This window comes from Salinicoccus cyprini, assembly GCF_007713705.1.
Taxonomy (GTDB): Bacteria; Bacillota; Bacilli; order Staphylococcales; family Salinicoccaceae; genus Salinicoccus; species Salinicoccus cyprini.
Genome location: NZ_VMSJ01000003.1, coordinates 107,391 through 125,308, shown reverse-complemented (window position 1 = coordinate 125,308; position 17,918 = coordinate 107,391). Strand labels below are relative to the sequence as shown.

17 protein-coding genes are annotated in these 17,918 nt (G+C 51.3%); 12 read left to right on the top strand and 5 right to left on the bottom strand.

What is annotated here, in order from left to right:
* The first annotated feature begins 294 nt into the window (after positions 1-294).
* From FO441_RS08450 to FO441_RS08420, 7 genes are all read left to right on the top strand, one after another.
* Positions 295-1,272, top strand: coding sequence for an alpha/beta hydrolase fold domain-containing protein (locus tag FO441_RS08450; RefSeq protein WP_186365514.1), 978 nt, complete (start codon positions 295-297; stop codon positions 1,270-1,272).
* A gap of 14 nt (positions 1,273-1,286) precedes the next feature.
* The gene (locus tag FO441_RS08445; protein WP_145288627.1) at positions 1,287-1,475 is read left to right on the top strand and encodes a hypothetical protein; all 189 of its coding nucleotides are present in this window, start codon (positions 1,287-1,289) and stop codon (positions 1,473-1,475) included.
* Between the two features lie 120 nt (positions 1,476-1,595).
* The gene (locus FO441_RS08440; RefSeq protein WP_145288624.1) at positions 1,596-2,585 is read left to right on the top strand and encodes a LacI family DNA-binding transcriptional regulator; all 990 of its coding nucleotides are present in this window, start codon (positions 1,596-1,598) and stop codon (positions 2,583-2,585) included.
* A gap of 101 nt (positions 2,586-2,686) precedes the next feature.
* Entirely contained in the window at positions 2,687-4,093 is a 1,407-nt protein-coding gene (locus FO441_RS08435; RefSeq protein ID WP_145288622.1) for a sucrose-specific PTS transporter subunit IIBC, read from the top strand.
* A gap of 13 nt (positions 4,094-4,106) precedes the next feature.
* A complete protein-coding gene (locus tag FO441_RS08430; protein ID WP_145288619.1) occupies positions 4,107-5,555 on the top strand; it encodes a glycoside hydrolase family 32 protein in 1,449 nt (482 codons plus the stop codon).
* Between the two features lie 131 nt (positions 5,556-5,686).
* A complete protein-coding gene (locus FO441_RS08425) occupies positions 5,687-6,283 on the top strand; it encodes a class I SAM-dependent DNA methyltransferase (protein WP_145288616.1) in 597 nt (198 codons plus the stop codon).
* A 30-nt stretch (positions 6,284-6,313) separates the two neighbouring features.
* Positions 6,314-7,609: a DUF5050 domain-containing protein gene (locus FO441_RS08420; RefSeq protein ID WP_145288613.1), complete on the top strand. Its 1,296-nt coding sequence runs from the start codon at positions 6,314-6,316 to the stop codon at positions 7,607-7,609.
* Positions 7,610-7,657: 48 nt separating this feature from the next.
* Here the strand turns inward: FO441_RS08420 and FO441_RS08415 are convergent, their stop codons facing one another.
* Both FO441_RS08415 and FO441_RS08410 read right to left on the bottom strand, forming a co-directional pair.
* The gene (locus tag FO441_RS08415) at positions 7,658-8,206 is read right to left on the bottom strand and encodes a GNAT family N-acetyltransferase (RefSeq protein ID WP_145288611.1); all 549 of its coding nucleotides are present in this window, start codon (positions 8,204-8,206) and stop codon (positions 7,658-7,660) included.
* Between the two features lie 19 nt (positions 8,207-8,225).
* A complete protein-coding gene (locus FO441_RS08410) occupies positions 8,226-10,484 on the bottom strand; it encodes an ATP-binding cassette domain-containing protein (protein WP_145288608.1) in 2,259 nt (752 codons plus the stop codon).
* A 168-nt stretch (positions 10,485-10,652) separates the two neighbouring features.
* Between FO441_RS08410 and FO441_RS08405 the strand changes: the two genes are divergently transcribed.
* The gene (locus tag FO441_RS08405) at positions 10,653-11,639 is read left to right on the top strand and encodes a zinc-binding dehydrogenase (RefSeq protein ID WP_145288606.1); all 987 of its coding nucleotides are present in this window, start codon (positions 10,653-10,655) and stop codon (positions 11,637-11,639) included.
* A gap of 61 nt (positions 11,640-11,700) precedes the next feature.
* Here the strand turns inward: FO441_RS08405 and FO441_RS08400 are convergent, their stop codons facing one another.
* The 3 genes from FO441_RS08400 to FO441_RS08395 all read right to left on the bottom strand — a co-directional run bounded on the left by FO441_RS08400 (position 11,701) and on the right by FO441_RS08395 (position 14,337).
* A complete protein-coding gene (locus tag FO441_RS08400) occupies positions 11,701-12,015 on the bottom strand; it encodes a type II toxin-antitoxin system RelE family toxin (protein WP_145288603.1) in 315 nt (104 codons plus the stop codon).
* Positions 12,015-12,158, bottom strand: coding sequence for a hypothetical protein (locus FO441_RS12600; RefSeq protein WP_186365513.1), 144 nt, complete (start codon positions 12,156-12,158; stop codon positions 12,015-12,017). The genes FO441_RS08400 and FO441_RS12600 overlap by 1 nt, the downstream gene beginning before the upstream one ends.
* A 916-nt stretch (positions 12,159-13,074) precedes the next feature.
* The gene (locus FO441_RS08395; RefSeq protein ID WP_145288600.1) at positions 13,075-14,337 is read right to left on the bottom strand and encodes a Zn-dependent hydrolase; all 1,263 of its coding nucleotides are present in this window, start codon (positions 14,335-14,337) and stop codon (positions 13,075-13,077) included.
* A gap of 89 nt (positions 14,338-14,426) precedes the next feature.
* Here FO441_RS08395 and pxpB point away from each other — a divergent pair, with 89 nt between their 5' ends.
* The 4 genes from pxpB to accC are packed head-to-tail and all read left to right on the top strand — an operon-like array spanning position 14,427 to position 17,917.
* Positions 14,427-15,146 carry a 5-oxoprolinase subunit PxpB gene (pxpB, locus tag FO441_RS08390; RefSeq protein WP_145288598.1) on the top strand — a complete coding sequence of 240 codons (720 nt, stop codon included), beginning with the start codon at positions 14,427-14,429 and terminating at the stop codon, positions 15,144-15,146.
* Positions 15,146-16,132 carry a 5-oxoprolinase subunit C family protein gene (locus FO441_RS08385; protein WP_145288595.1) on the top strand — a complete coding sequence of 329 codons (987 nt, stop codon included), beginning with the start codon at positions 15,146-15,148 and terminating at the stop codon, positions 16,130-16,132. The genes pxpB and FO441_RS08385 overlap by 1 nt, the downstream gene beginning before the upstream one ends.
* A 5-nt stretch (positions 16,133-16,137) precedes the next feature.
* Positions 16,138-16,557: an acetyl-CoA carboxylase biotin carboxyl carrier protein gene (locus tag FO441_RS08380; RefSeq protein WP_145288592.1), complete on the top strand. Its 420-nt coding sequence runs from the start codon at positions 16,138-16,140 to the stop codon at positions 16,555-16,557.
* 1 nt (position 16,558) lies between these two features.
* Positions 16,559-17,917: an acetyl-CoA carboxylase biotin carboxylase subunit gene (gene accC / locus FO441_RS08375; protein WP_222927806.1), complete on the top strand. Its 1,359-nt coding sequence runs from the start codon at positions 16,559-16,561 to the stop codon at positions 17,915-17,917.
* Position 17,918: the final 1 nt, after the last annotated feature.

The following is a 17,918-nucleotide window of genomic DNA, read 5'->3' as shown; positions in this document are numbered from 1 at the left end:
TTCATAGGGTAGAAGGAAGGAAAAGTTGCGATCGCACTACCGATCAGTCTGCGGCAGCAATTCCCGTCCATGACCTGGAGGGATTTCTTTTCCGTCGCAAACATCGGCGCGCATGTGGATGAGGATGTGACACTTGATGATATCATCAAAGAAGTGACCGGGCAGCTCGGACGCTGCTTCCACATATGATGATTGAAAATTCAGGAAGTATCAGCTCGACTTCCTGGCTAGCCAGATCCATATTTAGTTTTATTTTTATGATAAGAAGGTATGAGAAAGAAAGGAGTGGGTGACATGAACAGAATTCTAAAAGCATCAGCAGTCCTCGTTTCGGCAGCCGGTGCCGGCGCGATGCTCTATGCCCTGCATGTCATCCATCTACATAATGGAAGTATCGGCAGCAGGGTGGCAGAGAATCTCATCAGAATCGTCAATTCCGGTGCTGAACCATTGGATCAGAAGCGGACAAATAGTAAGATTGAAGAGAATCGAAAAGAACATAAAGTTGCAACGGGACTTATGAATTCTGAGGTGGAAACATTCTATAAGGACGAGATGAAAGTGTTCAAGGTTCGTCCAGAGGAAGAGATGTCGGAACGCAGTGTATTTTACTTGCATGGCGGTGGATATATCAACCAACCCTCACTGTTTCACTGGCTCTTCGTAGACCGCATGGTCCAGGATACCGGTATGGCGTTCATCGTGCCGATCTACCCGAAAACGCCTGAATATACATTCAAAGATGCCTATCAGGCGGTGTCCGACTTGTACTTGGATCTCATTGAAGACCATCCCGAAGGTCTGGCGCTCATGGGAGATTCTGCGGGTGGTGGTCTGGCGCTCGGCCTTAGTCAGTGGCTCAGATCAAATGGACATCCATTGCCGAAACTACTGGTCCTGATCTCTCCTTGGCTCGATATTACAGTCGATAACCCGGAAGTTAACGTTTATGATGCGCTTGATCCGATGCTTGATGTGTCGAGTCTAAAGGATGTCGGACGAGCGTGGTCAGGTGATGCAGATCCATTGGATTACAGGCTTTCGCCGATGTATGGAGATCTGACAGGGCTGCCGAAGATCGGCCTGTTTGCAGGCACACGAGAGATCTGTCTGCCGGATGCAAGAAAGTTTGCATCCCTGCTCAAAGAGGCACACGCTGAACATGTATACTATGAGTATCCATGGATGAACCACATTTTTCCCTTATACCCGATCAAGGAAGGGCATGCAGCAAGACAGCAAATCGTAAAGTTGCTGGATGAGATGGAATAGAAAGGAGTGATATCATGTACAGACTGATTGCTATGATCACAACATTCATTTTCATCTTCATCGGCGGCTACACCACTTCCATGGTGGACGAATCCCATCGCCTGGTCTCCGGGGCTGTGACGGGCATCGCTGCAGTGATTCCCAATGCCATTGTATCGGCACGGGATCGGGATGGAAGGAGAAGAAGAGACCGGAGGGAATAGGACGAAAAAATAGCAGAATGATCACGCACAATACAGAGCCGGCGTATTCTATAATGCCTCCGAATCTGATATAGTCAAAGCATCGTAGATATTAGTAAATAGAAGTGCAGGTGAGGTCCGATGATAACCATCAACGATATAGCGAAGCTGGCAGGTGTTTCAAGAACCACTGTGTCCAGGGTGATCAATAATTCAGGGTACATCAGTGAAAAGTCCAGGAAAAGGGTGATGGATGCCATCGCTGAAACTGGTTTCGTGCCGAGCCAGCATGCCAAGTCGCTGAGGACAAAGCAGACGAAAATCATCGGTGTCATCCTGCCGAAGATTAGCACGGATACGTCATCGCGAACAGTAGATGGCATGACGGAAGTCTTCGAGGCACAGGGCTATCAGATTCTCCTGACGCGTACGAACCTCGACAGGGAGAAGGAGATCGAGCACTTGAGGCTGCTGCAGAACCGGCAAGTGGACGGCATCATCCTGATTGCGACGAATACGAGCCAGGAACTGGTGGATGAGATCAAAGATTCCAAAGTACCGGTTGTCGTGGTCGGTCAGGAGATTCATGATGTGCCGTCCATCATCTTCGATGATTATGCTGCCGCGCGCCATATGACACAGCTGATGATCGAGAAAGGGCGCAGGCATATCGGCTACATCGGAGTGGATGAAGAGGACCGTTCAGTCGGGGTTTTGAGGAAGCAGGGCTACACTGATGCGATGGCAGCGCATGGACTTCATATGGAGGACGCATGGATACAAAAAGGCGACTTCTCGATCGATTCCGGCTATGCAGCGATGGAGCGCATGATGCTTGCATCATATGAACGACTCGATGCAGTGTTTGCTGCGACGGACCGGATGGGGCTCGGTGCCTGGAAGTACTTGAAGCGTCATGGGTTTGATATTCCGGGTGATATTGCTGTAGTCGGCATCGGCGCGTCTGAAACTTCGCATTTCATAGACCCCGCACTGACGACGATCGAGTACGCGCATGCGCAGGCGGGGCGGGAATCGGCCCTTGTCATGCTGCAGGTGCTGCAGGATGAAAAAGAGTTTTGTGATAAAAAAGTACTTGACTTTAACCTCGTTGAGAGAGATAGTTTATAGTAAGGTGAGGATGAAAGCGTAATCATTCGTTTTCATTTTTTTCTGCACAATTGTGGAATCGATTCCCTAATTCAGACTATTTAGCAAAAGGAGTGTTGAAAATGTCGGAGAACAAAAGGATTGCCAAGGAGATCATCGAGGCAGTAGGGGGAGAAGAGAATATTTCCTCCGTCGCACATTGCGCCACACGGTTGCGTCTGATCATAGATGATAGAAGCAAGATCGATCAGGAAGGTATTGAGAATATTGATAAGGTGAAGGGGGCATTCTACAATTCCGGCCAGTACCAGGTCATTCTTGGAACGGGTACGGTCAACCGGATACACGAAGAGATGCTCAAATTCGGTTTTGAAGGATCAACCAAAAGCGAAGCGAAAAAAGAAGGAGTCAAGAAGGGCAATGTCATCCAGCGTGCCATCCGATCGTTCGGTGATGTCTTCGTGCCGATCATTCCGATTCTCGTCGCCACAGGTCTGTTCATGGGTCTGCGTGGACTCGTCGTTCAGGAGCAGATCCTGGAAATTTTCGGCCTGGCACCGGAAGATATTTCCGAGAATTTCCTGCTGTTCACCCAGATACTGACGGATACGGCGTTCATCTTCCTGCCGGCACTGGTCGCCTGGTCGACATTCCGCGTCTTCGGCGGCACACCGATCATCGGTCTGGTGCTCGGTCTGATGCTCGTCAGTCCTGCACTGCCGAATGCATGGGATGTGGCTGGAGGTGGCGTGGAGCCGATCATGTTCGCAGGCTTCATTCCGGTCGTCGGCTACCAGGCATCCGTGCTGCCGGCCTTCATCGCCGGTATCATCGGTGCCAAAGTGGAACGCTTCATCCGGAAGCGGACGCCGGAGGCGCTTGACCTGATTGTGACGCCATTCCTGACACTGCTGGTCATGATCACGCTGGCACTCTTCCTGATCGGCCCGATCTTCCATGCGCTGGAAGGGGTCATACTGGAAGCGACATTATCCGTACTTGCATGGCCGTTCGGCCTCAGTGGCATTCTGATCGGTGGTCTGAACCAGATCATCGTCATCACGGGCGTACACCATATTTTCAACCTGCTTGAAATACAGCTGCTTGATGAACTCGGGGCGAACCCTTACAACGCAATCGTTACCGCCGCTGTTGCGGCACAGGGTGGGGCAACACTTGCGGTCGGTCTGAAGACGAAATCGAAGAAATTGAAAGCACTGGCGCTGCCGTCTTCATTTTCAGCATTCCTCGGCATTACCGAACCGGCCATCTTCGGTGTCAATCTGCGCTACGTCAAGCCGTTCATCGCCGGTCTTATCGGTGGTGCAGCCGGTGGGTTCGTCGCCTCCATATCAGGTCTCGCCGGCACCGGCATGGCGATCACCGTCATCCCGGGTACGCTGCTCTATCTGAATGAACAGATCTTCATGTACATCCTGGTCAATCTGGTGGCGATTGCCGTCGCATTCGTTCTGACATGGATGTTCGGGTATAGTGATAAAGAAGCGGAAAAAATCACAGAAGAGTAGAGGGAGTTTTGAAATGTTTCAAAAAAGTGCGTTCCAGAAGCATATTGATGAAAAGGTTGAGGATAACAGACGCTTGGTTGAAGCGGATCCGCATCGGCTGGACTATCATCTGATGCCGCCTGCAGGCCTGTTGAATGATCCCAATGGACTGATTTATCACCAGGGCGTATACCATGTCTTCTTCCAGTGGAATCCTTTTGAAACAGCCCATGGAAAGAAGGCCTGGGGGCACTATGTGTCGGCAGATCTGATCAATTGGACACTTGAGCCTGCGGCCCTCATTCCGGATGCGTGGTATGACAAGAATGGCTGCTATTCCGGCAGCGCTGTCATGCACGATGGCAGGATGCATCTTTTCTACACCGGCAATGTGAAGGATGAAGGCGATAGAAGATCCACGTATCAGTGTCTGGCAGTCTCAGAGGACGGTGTGGACTTTGAGAAGAAAGGTCCGGTACTGCATCTGCCGGATGGCTACACCCCCCATTTCAGGGATCCGAAAGTGTGGAAAGAAGGCGACCGCTGGCTGATGATCCTCGGAGCCCAGAATATGCATGGCAAAGGGGAAGCGGTCCTCGCAAGCTCAAACGACCTCACGGACTGGGAATTTATTGGGCCGATTGCAGGCAGTGGGATGAATGGACTTCCGGACTTCGGCTATATGTGGGAGTGCCCGGACCTCTTCACGCTTGATAGCAAAGACATTCTGATCGTCTGTCCGCAAGGGCTGGAAGCAGAGGGAGATGACTATCCCAACCTGTTCCAGGCCGGCTACTTCGTGGGAGATTTCGACTCGGTGACGAACACGTATATGCATGGTGATTTTGTGGAACTGGACAGGGGATTCGATTTCTACGCACCACAGACATTTACGGATGATGACGGACGCAGAATTCTGATCGGCTGGATGGGGATGACGGATGACCAGGAACAGGACCAGCCGACAATCCGGAACAACTGGATCCATGCATTGACCATTCCGCGCACACTCGAAATGAGAGATGGTGTACTGGTGCAGCAACCGGTTGCCGAGCTCAGGCAGCTGCGCGGAAAAAGAAAGCACTACTCCCAGCTGGCACTTGAAAAAGACGTGGTATTCCGTGAAGTCGCTGCACCATCGAGTGAAATACTTCTGGAATTCAACCGTCCGGTCGATGGCAGATTTGAAATGGAGATCAGGAACGACCTGAAGATCTCCTATATGGATGGACGGTTCACTGTCCAGAGGAAAACTTTTGACGGTGCGTCTTCCGAGCAGCGTACTTTCGCTCTTGATACACTTTCCGGGCTGCAGATTTTCCTGGATCGTTCATCTGTGGAAATTTTCATCAATGGCGGAGAAGCGGTCGCGACGAGCAGATACTTTCCTGCAGAAAATGATGATGCGGTTGAAATCAGAGGACATATGCATTTCGACCTTTCCTTATGGGAACTTGAAGGCAGTGCAATAGATATGTTCTGAGCATAAGATCGAGCCGGGCAGCTGCCCGGCTCTTTTTGTTTGAAGTTCAATCAATTGTATCAATGTTATAAAGTAGGGCGTCTATGGTACATTCTATATAAAGGAAGCTATACGGAAGGGGATGTGCAAAAATGACGGATAATATATTCGACAGCATGGCAAAGCGCTATGATACAGAAGATCGGAAGGCGCTCGCCGATGTCATTGCGAATGAATTCAGGCGGGAGCTCGCAGGACACGAGTATCACTCGATGCTCGATTATGGCTGCGGCACCGGGCTTGTCGGCCTGCAGCTCACAGATATGTTCGACCGGACGACGCTTGCTGATGCATCGGAGCAGATGGTGCAGATTGTGAAGACCAAGATCACTGATGAGGGGCTTGAACATGTGGAGGCAATCCATCTGGATCTGACTCGGGAACAGACGGATATTGAAGTGGATGTCATCATCATCTCACTCGTCCTGATCCATGTACCGGAAGTTGAGGCGCTGCTGTCAGCACTGTATAAAACTTTGAATCCGGGCGGCAGACTTCTGATCATCGATTTTGATAAGAACCATAATGTCTACCACCCGAAACTGCATAACGGATTTGCACATGAAGAAATGCGCGGTCTGCTTTTGGAAGCGGGCTTTACGCCGAGTGCTGTCAGAACGTTCCATGAAGGTCAGCAGCTTTTCATGAAGCAGGATGCCTCCATGTTCATCACAACCGGCAGCAAGTAGCACAGCGCCATACACCAAGGAGGAGATATCATGAAAAAGAGAAGCGTGCTGCTGATACTGATTGGCATCGTAGCACTTCTGTTCATCGGGACAGTCAGCTACGGCATCCTCACTCCCAATAATGCATACCAGCACCATACAGGTCTCGGCGAATCGATTGATATATCTCCGGATGATGAGCATCTGGCGTTTTCCTATTATAAGGATGGTGAACAGTCCATCTATCTCGGAAACCTTGAAAACGGCAGTACGGAGGAAGTGGTGCCGTCCGGTACAGCCCAGAATAGCCACCCTGAATTTTCACCGGATGGAAAAGGCATGATCTATTTTGCTTCGCAGGAGGATGGGGTGAACATACTCCACTATCTGCCCGCACCGGGGGATGAACCGATCCAGCTGACTTCTGATGATATGCATGTGTTTGAGGCAATCATTTCACCGGATGGCAATACCGTGTATTACATCGCCATGCCGTCAGCGGACTTCAATCAGCCGCCTGGAAAGCAGGACAATGGCAGTGATATCCACCGTGTCGACATCGACAGTGACTCGCATGAGAAGCTGACTGATAAAGATGCTTACGATATGCGGGGACTGAATATGTCACAAGATGGCGAGACGCTTTATTATGCCGGTTCTGATGCTGGTGAGGTCATGACCAGCTATGATATCGAAACAGGTGAGGAGGCGGAGTACCATGTTTCCGATCTGCCTGACTATGTTTCACAACCGACGCTGTCACAGAATGGGGCGCAGCTGGCCTACGTCGCCCAGGATGGGGAAAACGAAAATGGCACATTCATCTATGAGCTGTTCCTCATGAACACCGAGAGTGGAGAGACAGAGCAGCTGACGGACTATGGCGCTTCAGTCGCTTCACCTGCATTTTTCACCCATACCAATCGTCTGGCACTGCTGGCTGAGGAAGATTGGCCGAGTGAACCGTCGGAATTCGAGCTGATGACCGTGTCCGAAAATGGAGGCGATCTCACCAGCATCGATCTGGCGCTGCCTCAAGATGGAAACGGCATTGGGTTCTGGGCGTTTATCGACCGGATGGTCAATGCAGTGACCCTGTCGGTACTCTACCTGCTGATGTTCGGTCTGTCCATTGCGTACATGCATATGCACAACAGGACCTACCTGCCGGTCATCATCAGTGCAGTAGTCGCAGGTCTCACTCTCATCGGTGCCATCATCGCAGTCGCCAGCAACCCGTGGATGGCCATCGGCCTGACGACACTGGCCATATGGCTGGCCGGTTTTACGTTGATACTCTGGATATTTGCATTTGTATATCGGAGGATGGCAGGGAAAGCAATATAGGGGAATGCCGAAACATACAAGCAAGGGAGCAGACAGATGTCTGCTCCCTTATTTGGATTTTTTCATTAATCTCATTGTTCTTTTTTTGTTTTCCATCATCATACTTAACAGTTTACGGAAATTCGGCTCATCGAGTGTTTCGCTGCTGCATAATACATCCATCAACATGCTTTTGAAAGCCACATTGAAGTTCGTTTCATTAAATCCATTTTTAAGATAGAATTGCTTGCGCGCTTCGCGCTGCTCCAGGTTGTCGGCATTTTCATCGACACTTTCTATATCCAATACAATCTGATGGTCAGGGTACTGCTCCTTGATCAACGATAATGTCCTGCTGCCATATCCTTTGGAGCGTTGATTTTCATCAACCGCCAGGAAAAAAATGAATGCAATGTTTTCATGGACAACCATTGCAAAGAATCCGACCAATGCATCTCCATCGTAGACAGCTGAAATATCCAATTTATTTTCAGCGACCATTTCAAGCATTTCTTCCATCGGCATGTGTTCTTCTTCCGGGAAAGCTTCATCATTGATCTTTTTCAGATGTTCCATATCCTCAAAATCGGAAGTCACTTCTTTAATATATAGACTCATAAATGAACCTCACTTATTTTTATGCTTCCACGTATTTTTTCAGATGGCTGGCTGTAACTGAATTCTCGGCTTCCAGCAGTCCTTCAGGGCTTCCGCTGTAGAGGATGCGTCCACCTTTTGCACCGGCACCGGGGCCGACATCGATGATCCAGTCGGCATGGGTCATCATGGTCAGGTTATGCTCGATGATGACAACGGTGTTGCCCTGGCTGATGAGCTGCTGGAAGCACTCGAGCAGGGTCGGAATATCGTCTTCGTGCAGGCCGGTCGTCGGTTCATCGAAGATGAATGTCCTGCCGGTCGCATCACTATCGAGATGGCGGCTCAGTTTGACGCGCTGGATTTCTCCGCCTGAGAGTGTATCGAGCGACTGGCCGAGTGTCATATAGTGCAGACCGGTATCTTTGACCGTTCTGAGACGGTCGGTGACGCGGGTATTGGTCGTAAAGATTTCTAGTGCCTCTTCGACGGTCAATGCCAGAATATCTGCGATGGAATAGCCATCGACTTTGGCTTCGAGCACTTCCGGCCTATATCTCGTGCCATGGCAAACTTCACATACTTGGGAGAAGTCCGGCATGAAGGCGAGCTCGGTCTTGATGACGCCTTTGCCGTTGCATTCCGGGCAGGCACCTTCCGAGTTATAGCTGAACATGCCTTTCCTAAGCCCGGTCGCCTTGCTGAAGAAAGTGCGTATCTCGTCGAACAGATCCATATAGGTCAGCAGGTTCGAGCGGTTGGATGCACGGACCGGCTTCTGGTCGATGAAGATGGCATTCCTGTCCTTATTGAAGCCGGTACGGATAAGTGTACTCTTGCCGGAGCCGGCGACACCGGTGATGACGGACAATGCCGACTTTGGTATGTCGACGGAGACGTCATGCAAGTTGTTCTTCGTTATATTTTCCAGGCTGATGAAGTTTTCCGGCTGCCTCGGGTCTTTCTTCAGTTCATGCTTCCGCTTCAACGCAGTACCGGTTGGTGTATCGGACGCCATCAGTTCCTGGTACGTGCCTGTGAAAATCACTTCACCGCCATGCTGGCCGGCGCCGGGGCCGATGTCGATGACATGATCGGCAATATCGATGACATCCGGGTCATGTTCTACGACAAGCACCGTATTGCCCTTATCCCGGATCGAGCACATGATTTCATTAATCTTCTCGATATCTTCGGGGTGCAGTCCGACACTCGGCTCGTCGATAATATAGACGAGATCGGAGAGCGGACTGTTCAAGTGGCGGATCAGCTTGATGCGCTGTGACTCCCCGCCTGACAGGGAAGGGGTCTCACGATCTAATGTCAGGTAGTTGAGGCCGACGTATGCGAGCGACTCCATCTGATCGAGCAGTGGCCGGATGATATACTCCGACTTTGGATCATCGAGCTTTTTCAGGAAAGGGATCGCCGCTTCAATGGACAGATGGGTGAAATCCGCGATATCGAGTCCGTCTATTTTACATGACAGCACTTTGTCATTAAGCCGCTTGCCATGACATTCCGGGCATTTACGGCTGGTCACGACACGTTCCACATCATCCATGAACCGCTTCTTCTCGAAATTGTCATTGAGCAGGAAGGAGCGTCTGAAACGGTGGACGAGCCCTTCGAACTTTGCGGTCCTCGGCCAGTTGTCCGGCGGATCCTTCAGCTTCTTCGGCTTCGTATAGAGGAAGGTCTCCATCTCTTCATCGGTGTAGTCCTTGAGCTTCTTATCGTTGTCGAACAGCCCGCTGTACAGATAGCGTTTGCCGCGCCAGCTGTCGGGTCTGAATGAAGGGAAACGGATGGCGTCCTCATTGAGCGACCGGTCATAGTCGATCAGCTCATCGAGGTCGATGTCCTCCACATAGCCGAGTCCCTGGCACCGTTCGCACATGCCACTCGGATTGTTGAAGGAGAATATATTGGAGTAGCCAACAAATGGTTCTCCAATGCGTGACCAGAGCAGACGGACGGATGAGTAGATGTCGGAGATTGTGCCGACAGTGGAACGGGAATTGCCACCGAGCCGTTTCTGGTTGATGATCATCGCCACCGGCAGATTCTCGATCCGGTCGACATCCGGCTTCTCATACTGGGTGAGCTGGTTCTGGATGTAGCTTGAATACGTCTCATTGAGCAGCCGTTCCGATTCTGCAGCCAGTGTACTGAATACGAGGGACGACTTGCCGGAGCCCGAGCGTCCTGTAAAGACAGTCAGTTTATGTTTCGGTATATCGACGCTGACATTTTTAAGGTTATTCTGGTTGGCACCTTTGATGCGTATATATGACATGACTTTCACCTCTTTAGTCCAGTCTACCCGAAGAAGCCATCCGGGACACGTCAAATTACGATAAAAGACGAGATGTGTTTATTCCAAGGTGGTTCCAGGGAATGATAGAAGTGGACACAATAGAAATTAAAGAAGCTGGCGCAATAATATAAAAGGAGCGATTGAATCATGAAAGCATGGCAACTGAAAGACTCCGGAAGCATCGATAATCTGAAGTGGGAAGACGTGGATGATCTTCATGCAGATTCAGGCGAACTGGTCGTCAAAGTGGTCAGTACTGCGCTCAATCCGGTGGACTACAAGCTGATCGAATCCGGCAATCCAAAATGGGACTATCCGCATACGCCAGGTGTTGACCTGTCAGGTGAAGTGGTGGAAGTCGGGGAAGGCGTCTCAGACTTCGAAGTGGGAGAGCGCGTTGCGATCCATACGGATATGAGCAGACCGGGTGCATTCGCCGAAACAGCGGTTGTCAAAGCAACAGCAGCAGCGAAGATACCGGATGGTGTAACATTTGATGCGGCAGCGGCACTGCTCACTGCCGGAATGACGGCGTACCAGGCAGTCGTGCAGAAATTGAATGCTGCAGATAAGGAGACGATTCTTGTCCACGGCGGTTCAGGCGGTGTCGGCGGATTTGCAGTGCAGCTGGCGAAAGAGCTCGGTCTCACTGTATACACAACCGCATCCGAAAAGAGCCATGACAGAGTGAGAGCCCTCGGTGCTGATGTGGCAATCGATTATAAGAATGAAGATGTGACCAAGCGCATCATGGAAGAGACGAAAGACGAAGGCGTCGATCTGATTTTCAATACAGTCAGTTCGGAAGAGGCGACAGCAGACCTCGATCGACTCGCATTCGCCGGGCAGCTGGCCTATATAGCCGGCGCACCGGATACGAGTGACGTAAAGCCATTCACATTATCACCTTCCATCCACGAAGTCGCACTTGGTGCGGCGCACGCCAGCGGCTCTGAAAAGGCAGTGAAGAACCTCGCCTATATGGCAAGCGAACTGATGCAGAGAGTGGCGGCAGGCAATCTCGATCCGGTCATCAATGAAGTGCTTCCACGCGAGGAACTGCCGGAAGGGCTGAAGAAAGTGAAAAATAATGAAGTCGACGGGAAAGTCATCGTCAGAATGCAGGCAGAATAGTAACAGAAAAGCGGGATGCACCGAGGTGCATCCCGTTTTTCGTGTTTTATTACACATTGGATTACAAATGCTTTTTCCTTCTATTTTCTGCCGTACGAAAAATCTTTTCGTCTTCCCTTTTACCTATAGCAACAATTTCGATGATTTCAATGTTACCTTCGGATGACACTTTGAAAATCAGGCGGATTCCAATTTTATGGTTTTTCAATTCCTTAAAACCAGCCAGTTTTGAGTAATGTGTATTTCCTGGATCTTTACCTATCTCTGATCCACGTACAATCAGTCGTGCTTCAGCTGCTTCGACCCACCGTTTCATTGTACCATCCAGTTTCTTATAGTCTCTTTCGGCTTCTTCCCAGAAGTATACCTGTGCCATCAGTCAAACAAGTCCTTGTCGGGCATGGATTCAAACGGATTAGGTTGGCTTGATGCTTCCAATACTTCTTCTGAAGGCACAAGTTTTCCTGGTCCAGCATCTACTCTTTTTTGAAGTTGGCTATAAAAGAGCTGATCTTCCATTTTTCTTCTCGCAGATGGCTTTGCCGTCATGCCGGAATTCTATGGCAAAGCCTATCAGACAGCAGAATTCGAGCGTGTGTGGGAAGTATTCAGAAGAGGCATCAGACCGTCCTGACTACGAGCAACGAAAAAGAAAGAGAGCAGACTGTAGACAAAGTCATAGTAAAATGACATGTCTGCAGTCTTTTTGTCGGGATGCACAGGAATCTGCAGATCAGAGGAAGAGGACGCAGAGATCAACAGACAGCGGGTGCAGGATGGAAAAGCGGATTTCCCGAACGATAAGCGGCTCTTTGTACTTGCTTCATCAAGTTTGTTCGGGGTGTGCCAGTGGGAATGAGATTAACCCTCTAACTTGCCATGGCAACACCCACGATGGTGAATTAACCCTCTAACTTGCCATGGTAGCACCCGCGATGGTGAATTAACCCTCTAACTTGCCATGGCAGCACCCGCGATGGTGAGTTAACCCTCTAACTTGCCATGGCAGCGCCCACGATGGTGAGTTAACCCTCTAACTCGCCATGGCAGCGCCCACGATGGTGAGTTAACCCTCTAACTTGCCATGGCAGCGCCCACGATGGTGAGTTAACCCTCTAACTCGCCATGGCAGCGCCCACGATGGTGAATTAGCCCTCTAACTCGCCATGGCAGCGCCCACGATGGTGAGTTAACCCTCTAACTTGCCATGGCAGCGCCCACGATGGTGAATTAGCCCTCTAACTCGCCATGGCAGCGCCCACGATCGAGGATTCATCAAAATACATAATAAGAAGACAAACTCCGTGTCAAAACGGGGTTTGTCTTCAATCTGCTCTCTTTCTCATGTATGCTCCAACTTCGTTCTGATGCAAATCAGGAGCCTCCGGAAATTGAATCGATGTTCAACTTCCGAGGGTACTGTGCTTTTATTTCCCTACAGATTCTCAAAGAAGTCCTTCAGCACTTTGACTGCCTGAGTGAGGTCTTCGATGTGTGTGAATTCTTCAGGGTTGTGGCTGATGCCCTGAATGCTTCTGACAAACAGCATCGTCACCGGGAACTTTGTGCCGACGGTCATGGCGTCATGGCCTGCACCGCTCGGCAGGTGGATCGGCAGCAGGTCGTGGCGCTTGAATGATGCTTCCATCCTTTCAATGACTTCGGGATCGATTGGGATCGGCGTGACGCGTGTGGTCAGGTCGGTTTCGACAGTGATGCCACTGTCATGGACGATGTCCTGCGCATGATCGGCAACTGCCTGGATCAGTTTCGACTGATTCTCTTCGTTGATATCACGTGCATCGACGACGAGCTCGACTTCACCAGGGATGACGTTGACGCCACCGGGACTGACACTCATCTTGCCGACAGTGGCGACGGCGGTCTGACTGATGCTTTTAGGGATGCCAGGCAGGGTGCTGATAAATTCTGATGCCTTCACAAGCGCGTCCTTCCGCTCGGTCATCGGTGTACTGCCGGCGTGCCCGGCGGCACCGTGGAATGTGATCTTCGTCCGCGTCGCCCCTGCGATGCCACTGACGATACCGACCGGCAGATTCTTCTGTTCCAGCTGCTTGGCCTGCTCGATATGTATTTCGGCATACATCGCAATCTGCTTGCCGGGGCCTTCGGCTGTCAGGAACTGCTGTCTGTCGGAGCCGATATTGCGGATGACTTCATCGAACGTCTGCCCATCCGGGTCACGGTACTTGTCGAGTTCCTCCTCGGTCATCAGACCCATGAACGCACGGCTGCCTGTCAGTCCACTGCTGAAGCGGCTGCCTTCCTCATCGGAGAAGATGACGACTTCAAAGTCATACTTCGGCGTGTAGCCGGCCTCGTGCCACAAGGTGACGATTTCAAGTGCCGTGAGTACACCGGCTGCACCATCAAAGTGCCCGCCGTCCGGTACCGTGTCGATATGGGAACCGGCCATGAATACTTTGGAACTGTCTTCCCCCTGATAGGTGCCGAACACATTGCCCGCGCCGTCTTTTCTGATCTGCATGCCGATCTCCTGCATCCATTCGATCACCTTGTCCTTGGCCTGTGATTCCTCTTTTGAATAGCCCATTCGTTTGGCGCCTTCATTTTCCGTCCGGCCGATTTTGGAGATTTCCAATATGCGTGCATGGAGTCTCTCGCTTATCGGATCCTCCAGTTTTTCTGCTGCCATCTTGTCTGTAAATAATCTCATCATTCATTCTCCCTTCTTATCTTCTCTTTGATAATAAACCATGAAGGTTTATAATAAAAGTTAGAATATTCAGTAGAGGGGTGGAAGGAATGGAGATCAGACAATTTGCCGAGAACGCACTGACGATCTATCTGGGTGACGAGATCGACGAAAGGATCAACCGGCAGCTCGTGGCACTGCGGCATCGGATCGACGAAATGGAAATTGAAGGCATCGGGGAGGTTGTCCTCTCCTATACGAGCCTCATCATCTATTTTGATATTTTCAAAACGGATGTGGATGCCTTGAAGGCGGCAGTCGATCAGATTGACGAGACGGCGCTGCTGGAAGCGGAAGTATCATATCGTGTGATTGAGATTCCGGTGTGCTACGGCGGTGAATACGGACCCGATATCGACAGTTTTGAAGAGAATGGATTGTCGGCTGATGAAGTGGTCGAGCTGCATGCCAATAAGGAATACCTTGTCTATATGCTCGGTTTCATGCCGGGGTTCCCATATCTCGGCGGGCTCGACGAGCGGCTTCATAAGGCGCGTCTCGAAACACCGCGGGTACGCATTCCGCCAGGCTCCGTCGGTATCGGCGGCAAGCAGACCGGCATGTATCCATTCGAATCTCCCGGCGGCTGGCATCTGCTCGGGCGGACGCCTGTGCCTCTATTCGATGAAAACCGGGAAGAGACCATCCTCTACGAGGCAGGGGACCGCATCATCTATCGTCCGATCGATGCCTCCGAATACAAGGAGATCGCGTCCCGGATCGAAGCTGGAGACTATGAAATCCAGTTCGAAGTGAAAGGAGGATCATGATGACGTTGAAAGTGACACGCCCCGGACTCTATACGACCGTCCAGGATCTTGGACGCTTCGGCCACCAGTCGGAAGGCTTTTCACCAGCCGGCGCAATGGACTACCGGGCGCTCATGCTCGCCAACCAGCTGCTTGGTAATGAAGAAAATGCACCGGGAATCGAGATGACATTCAAAGGTGCCACATTCGAAGTGGTGAAGGATACGGTGGTTGCCACTGCAGGTGCGGATATGAAAATGAAGATAGACGATGATCACCATCCTGCTGGTGTACCGGTCCATGTGGCAAAGGGCAGTACCATCGAGTTTGGAGCGGCTGAAAATGGATCAAGGACCTATCTGGTGGTCCCGGGCGGATTCAAGGTGGAAACGGTGCTCGGCAGTGCTTCGACCCATGTCCGCAGCGGCATCGGCGGCTATAAAGGCCGGCCGTTCCAGGTGGGGGACTTACTGCATGCCGGCGCAGCCGGTAGCGCAACACCATACAGAATAAAGGATTTTGACGATGGTGACGGAATGGTGCGGGTCATACCGGGCCAGCAGTTCGACCGTTTTGATGACGACATGAAGCAGCAGTTCTTCAGCGCATCGTATGCCCTGACGAAGGACTGTGACCGCATGGGCTTCCGGCTCGATGGACCGGAACTTGTGGCCACTCCCGGGCATGATGTGCTGTCGGAACCGACTCAGCTCGGCAGCATCCAGGTGCCGAAAGGCGGCCGGCCGATCGTACTGCTCAATGATAGGCAGACCGCCGGCGGCTATGCACGCATCGGTACAGTGGCCCATGTTGATATCCCGAAGCTTGTACAGAAGCAGCCGGGCGATATGGTGAAGTTCATCGAGATCACCGTCGAAGAAGCAAGCACGCTCCATCGGGATGAGATGGAGCGGATCAGAAACGGTGGATATCTGGAAATCAACAATGCTTTTCGGTCTCACGGGCGACCTGTGGCCAGGAAAGTCGCAAGAATAATGAAGAGGTGATGGCGTTGGATATTGAAGAAGTAAGAGCATATGCAAAACTGTTGAATGAAGAGAATCTTAAAGTACTGACCATCAAGGATGGGGATTTCAAGATCCATCTCGAGGCGCATGCTGAGGAATCGGCTGTTTCAGGCACACCTTCTGCACCGAAGCAGAGTGCCGATGAAACGGATGCTACCTATACCGTCAACGCAAAGCAAGTGGGTACATTCTTTATTGAGAAGGAGGAGAACAGTGATGAAACGTTCGTCTCCGTTGGAGATTCAGTCAGTAAGGGAGACACGCTTGGTGTCATCGAGGCGATGAAGGTCTTCAATGAAGTGAAGGCGGATATTTCCGGTACGGTGGAAGAAATTCTCGTCGGCAATGGGGAGAGCGTCGAGTATGATCAGCCGCTCTTCTCCATCAGCAAAAAGGAGGACTAGCGTGAAAAAGGTATTGATCGCAAATCGTGGCGAAATCGCCGTCAGAATCATCCGGACGCTGAAAGAGATGGGTCTGCACAGTGTAGCGGTCTATTCCACAGCGGATCAGGACAGCCTTCACGTGGCACTGGCGGATGAATCCATATGCATCGGCCCGGCCAAAAGCAGTGACAGCTACCTCGATATCGAAGCGATCGCCGCCGCCATCGAAGTGAGCGGTGCGGATGCGGTCCATCCGGGCTACGGCTTCCTGTCCGAATCGGAAACTTTTGCGAGACGCATGGAAGAGATCGGTGTCACATTCATCGGACCAACAGCAGATACGATCTCCCGCATGGGGGACAAGGCGATGGCGCGCCAGACGATGAAAGAGGCGGGTGTACCCGTCATCCCGGGCAGTGACGGGGTCATCGACAGCTTCGAGGAAGTGGAAAGCGTGGCTGAAGATGTCGGCTATCCGCTCGTCATCAAGGCCGTATCCGGCGGTGGCGGCAAGGGCATGCGTTTCGTCCATGAAGCTTCCGAGCTCGAAAAGCAGTTCAAGGATGCCAGAAAGGAAGCAAAGAATGCGTTCGGGGATGACCGCATCTATATTGAGAAGTTCATCGAGCGTGCACGCCATATCGAAGTGCAGGTCGTCGGTGACGGCAATGGGTCCGCCATCCATCTGTACGAGCGGGACTGCTCGATCCAGCGCAACAACCAGAAGCTGATCGAGGAGGCGCCGGCTGCCATCCTTGATGACGCATCAAGGAAAGAGATTACTGAACGTACGGCAGAAGCGGTGGCAAAGCTCGGCTACAGAGGTGCCGGCACGGTCGAATATTTATATGTGGAATCGGAAGATGCCTTTTATTTCATCGAAATGAACACACGCATCCAAGTGGAGCATACGATTTCGGAAGAGATTACAGGCATCGACATCGTCAGACTGCAGCTTGAAGTGGCTGGAGAGGGGGCATTGACGCTGACCCAGGATGAAGTTTCCATCAATGGATTTGCGATTGAGTGCCGGATCAATGCGGAAAATCCGGCAGACAATTTCATGCCGGCCCCAGGCCCCATCGACACACTGCATTTCGGCATGGGACAGGGTGTCCGGATCGATTCCCATATCTATCCGAGCTACGCCGTGCCGCCGCATTATGACTCCATGATCGCCAAAATCATTGTCCACGGGGTATCAAGGAAAGCGGCAATCAGAAAGATGATGCACGTGCTTGATGAGACTGTCATCGGTCCTGTCGAGACGAATCTCGATTTCCAATCCTATCTGATGAACCACCCGAACTACCAGGACAACAATGTGGATATCAAATTTCTTCAGAACAATCATATCATCGACCAGAAAGGGGAATGAC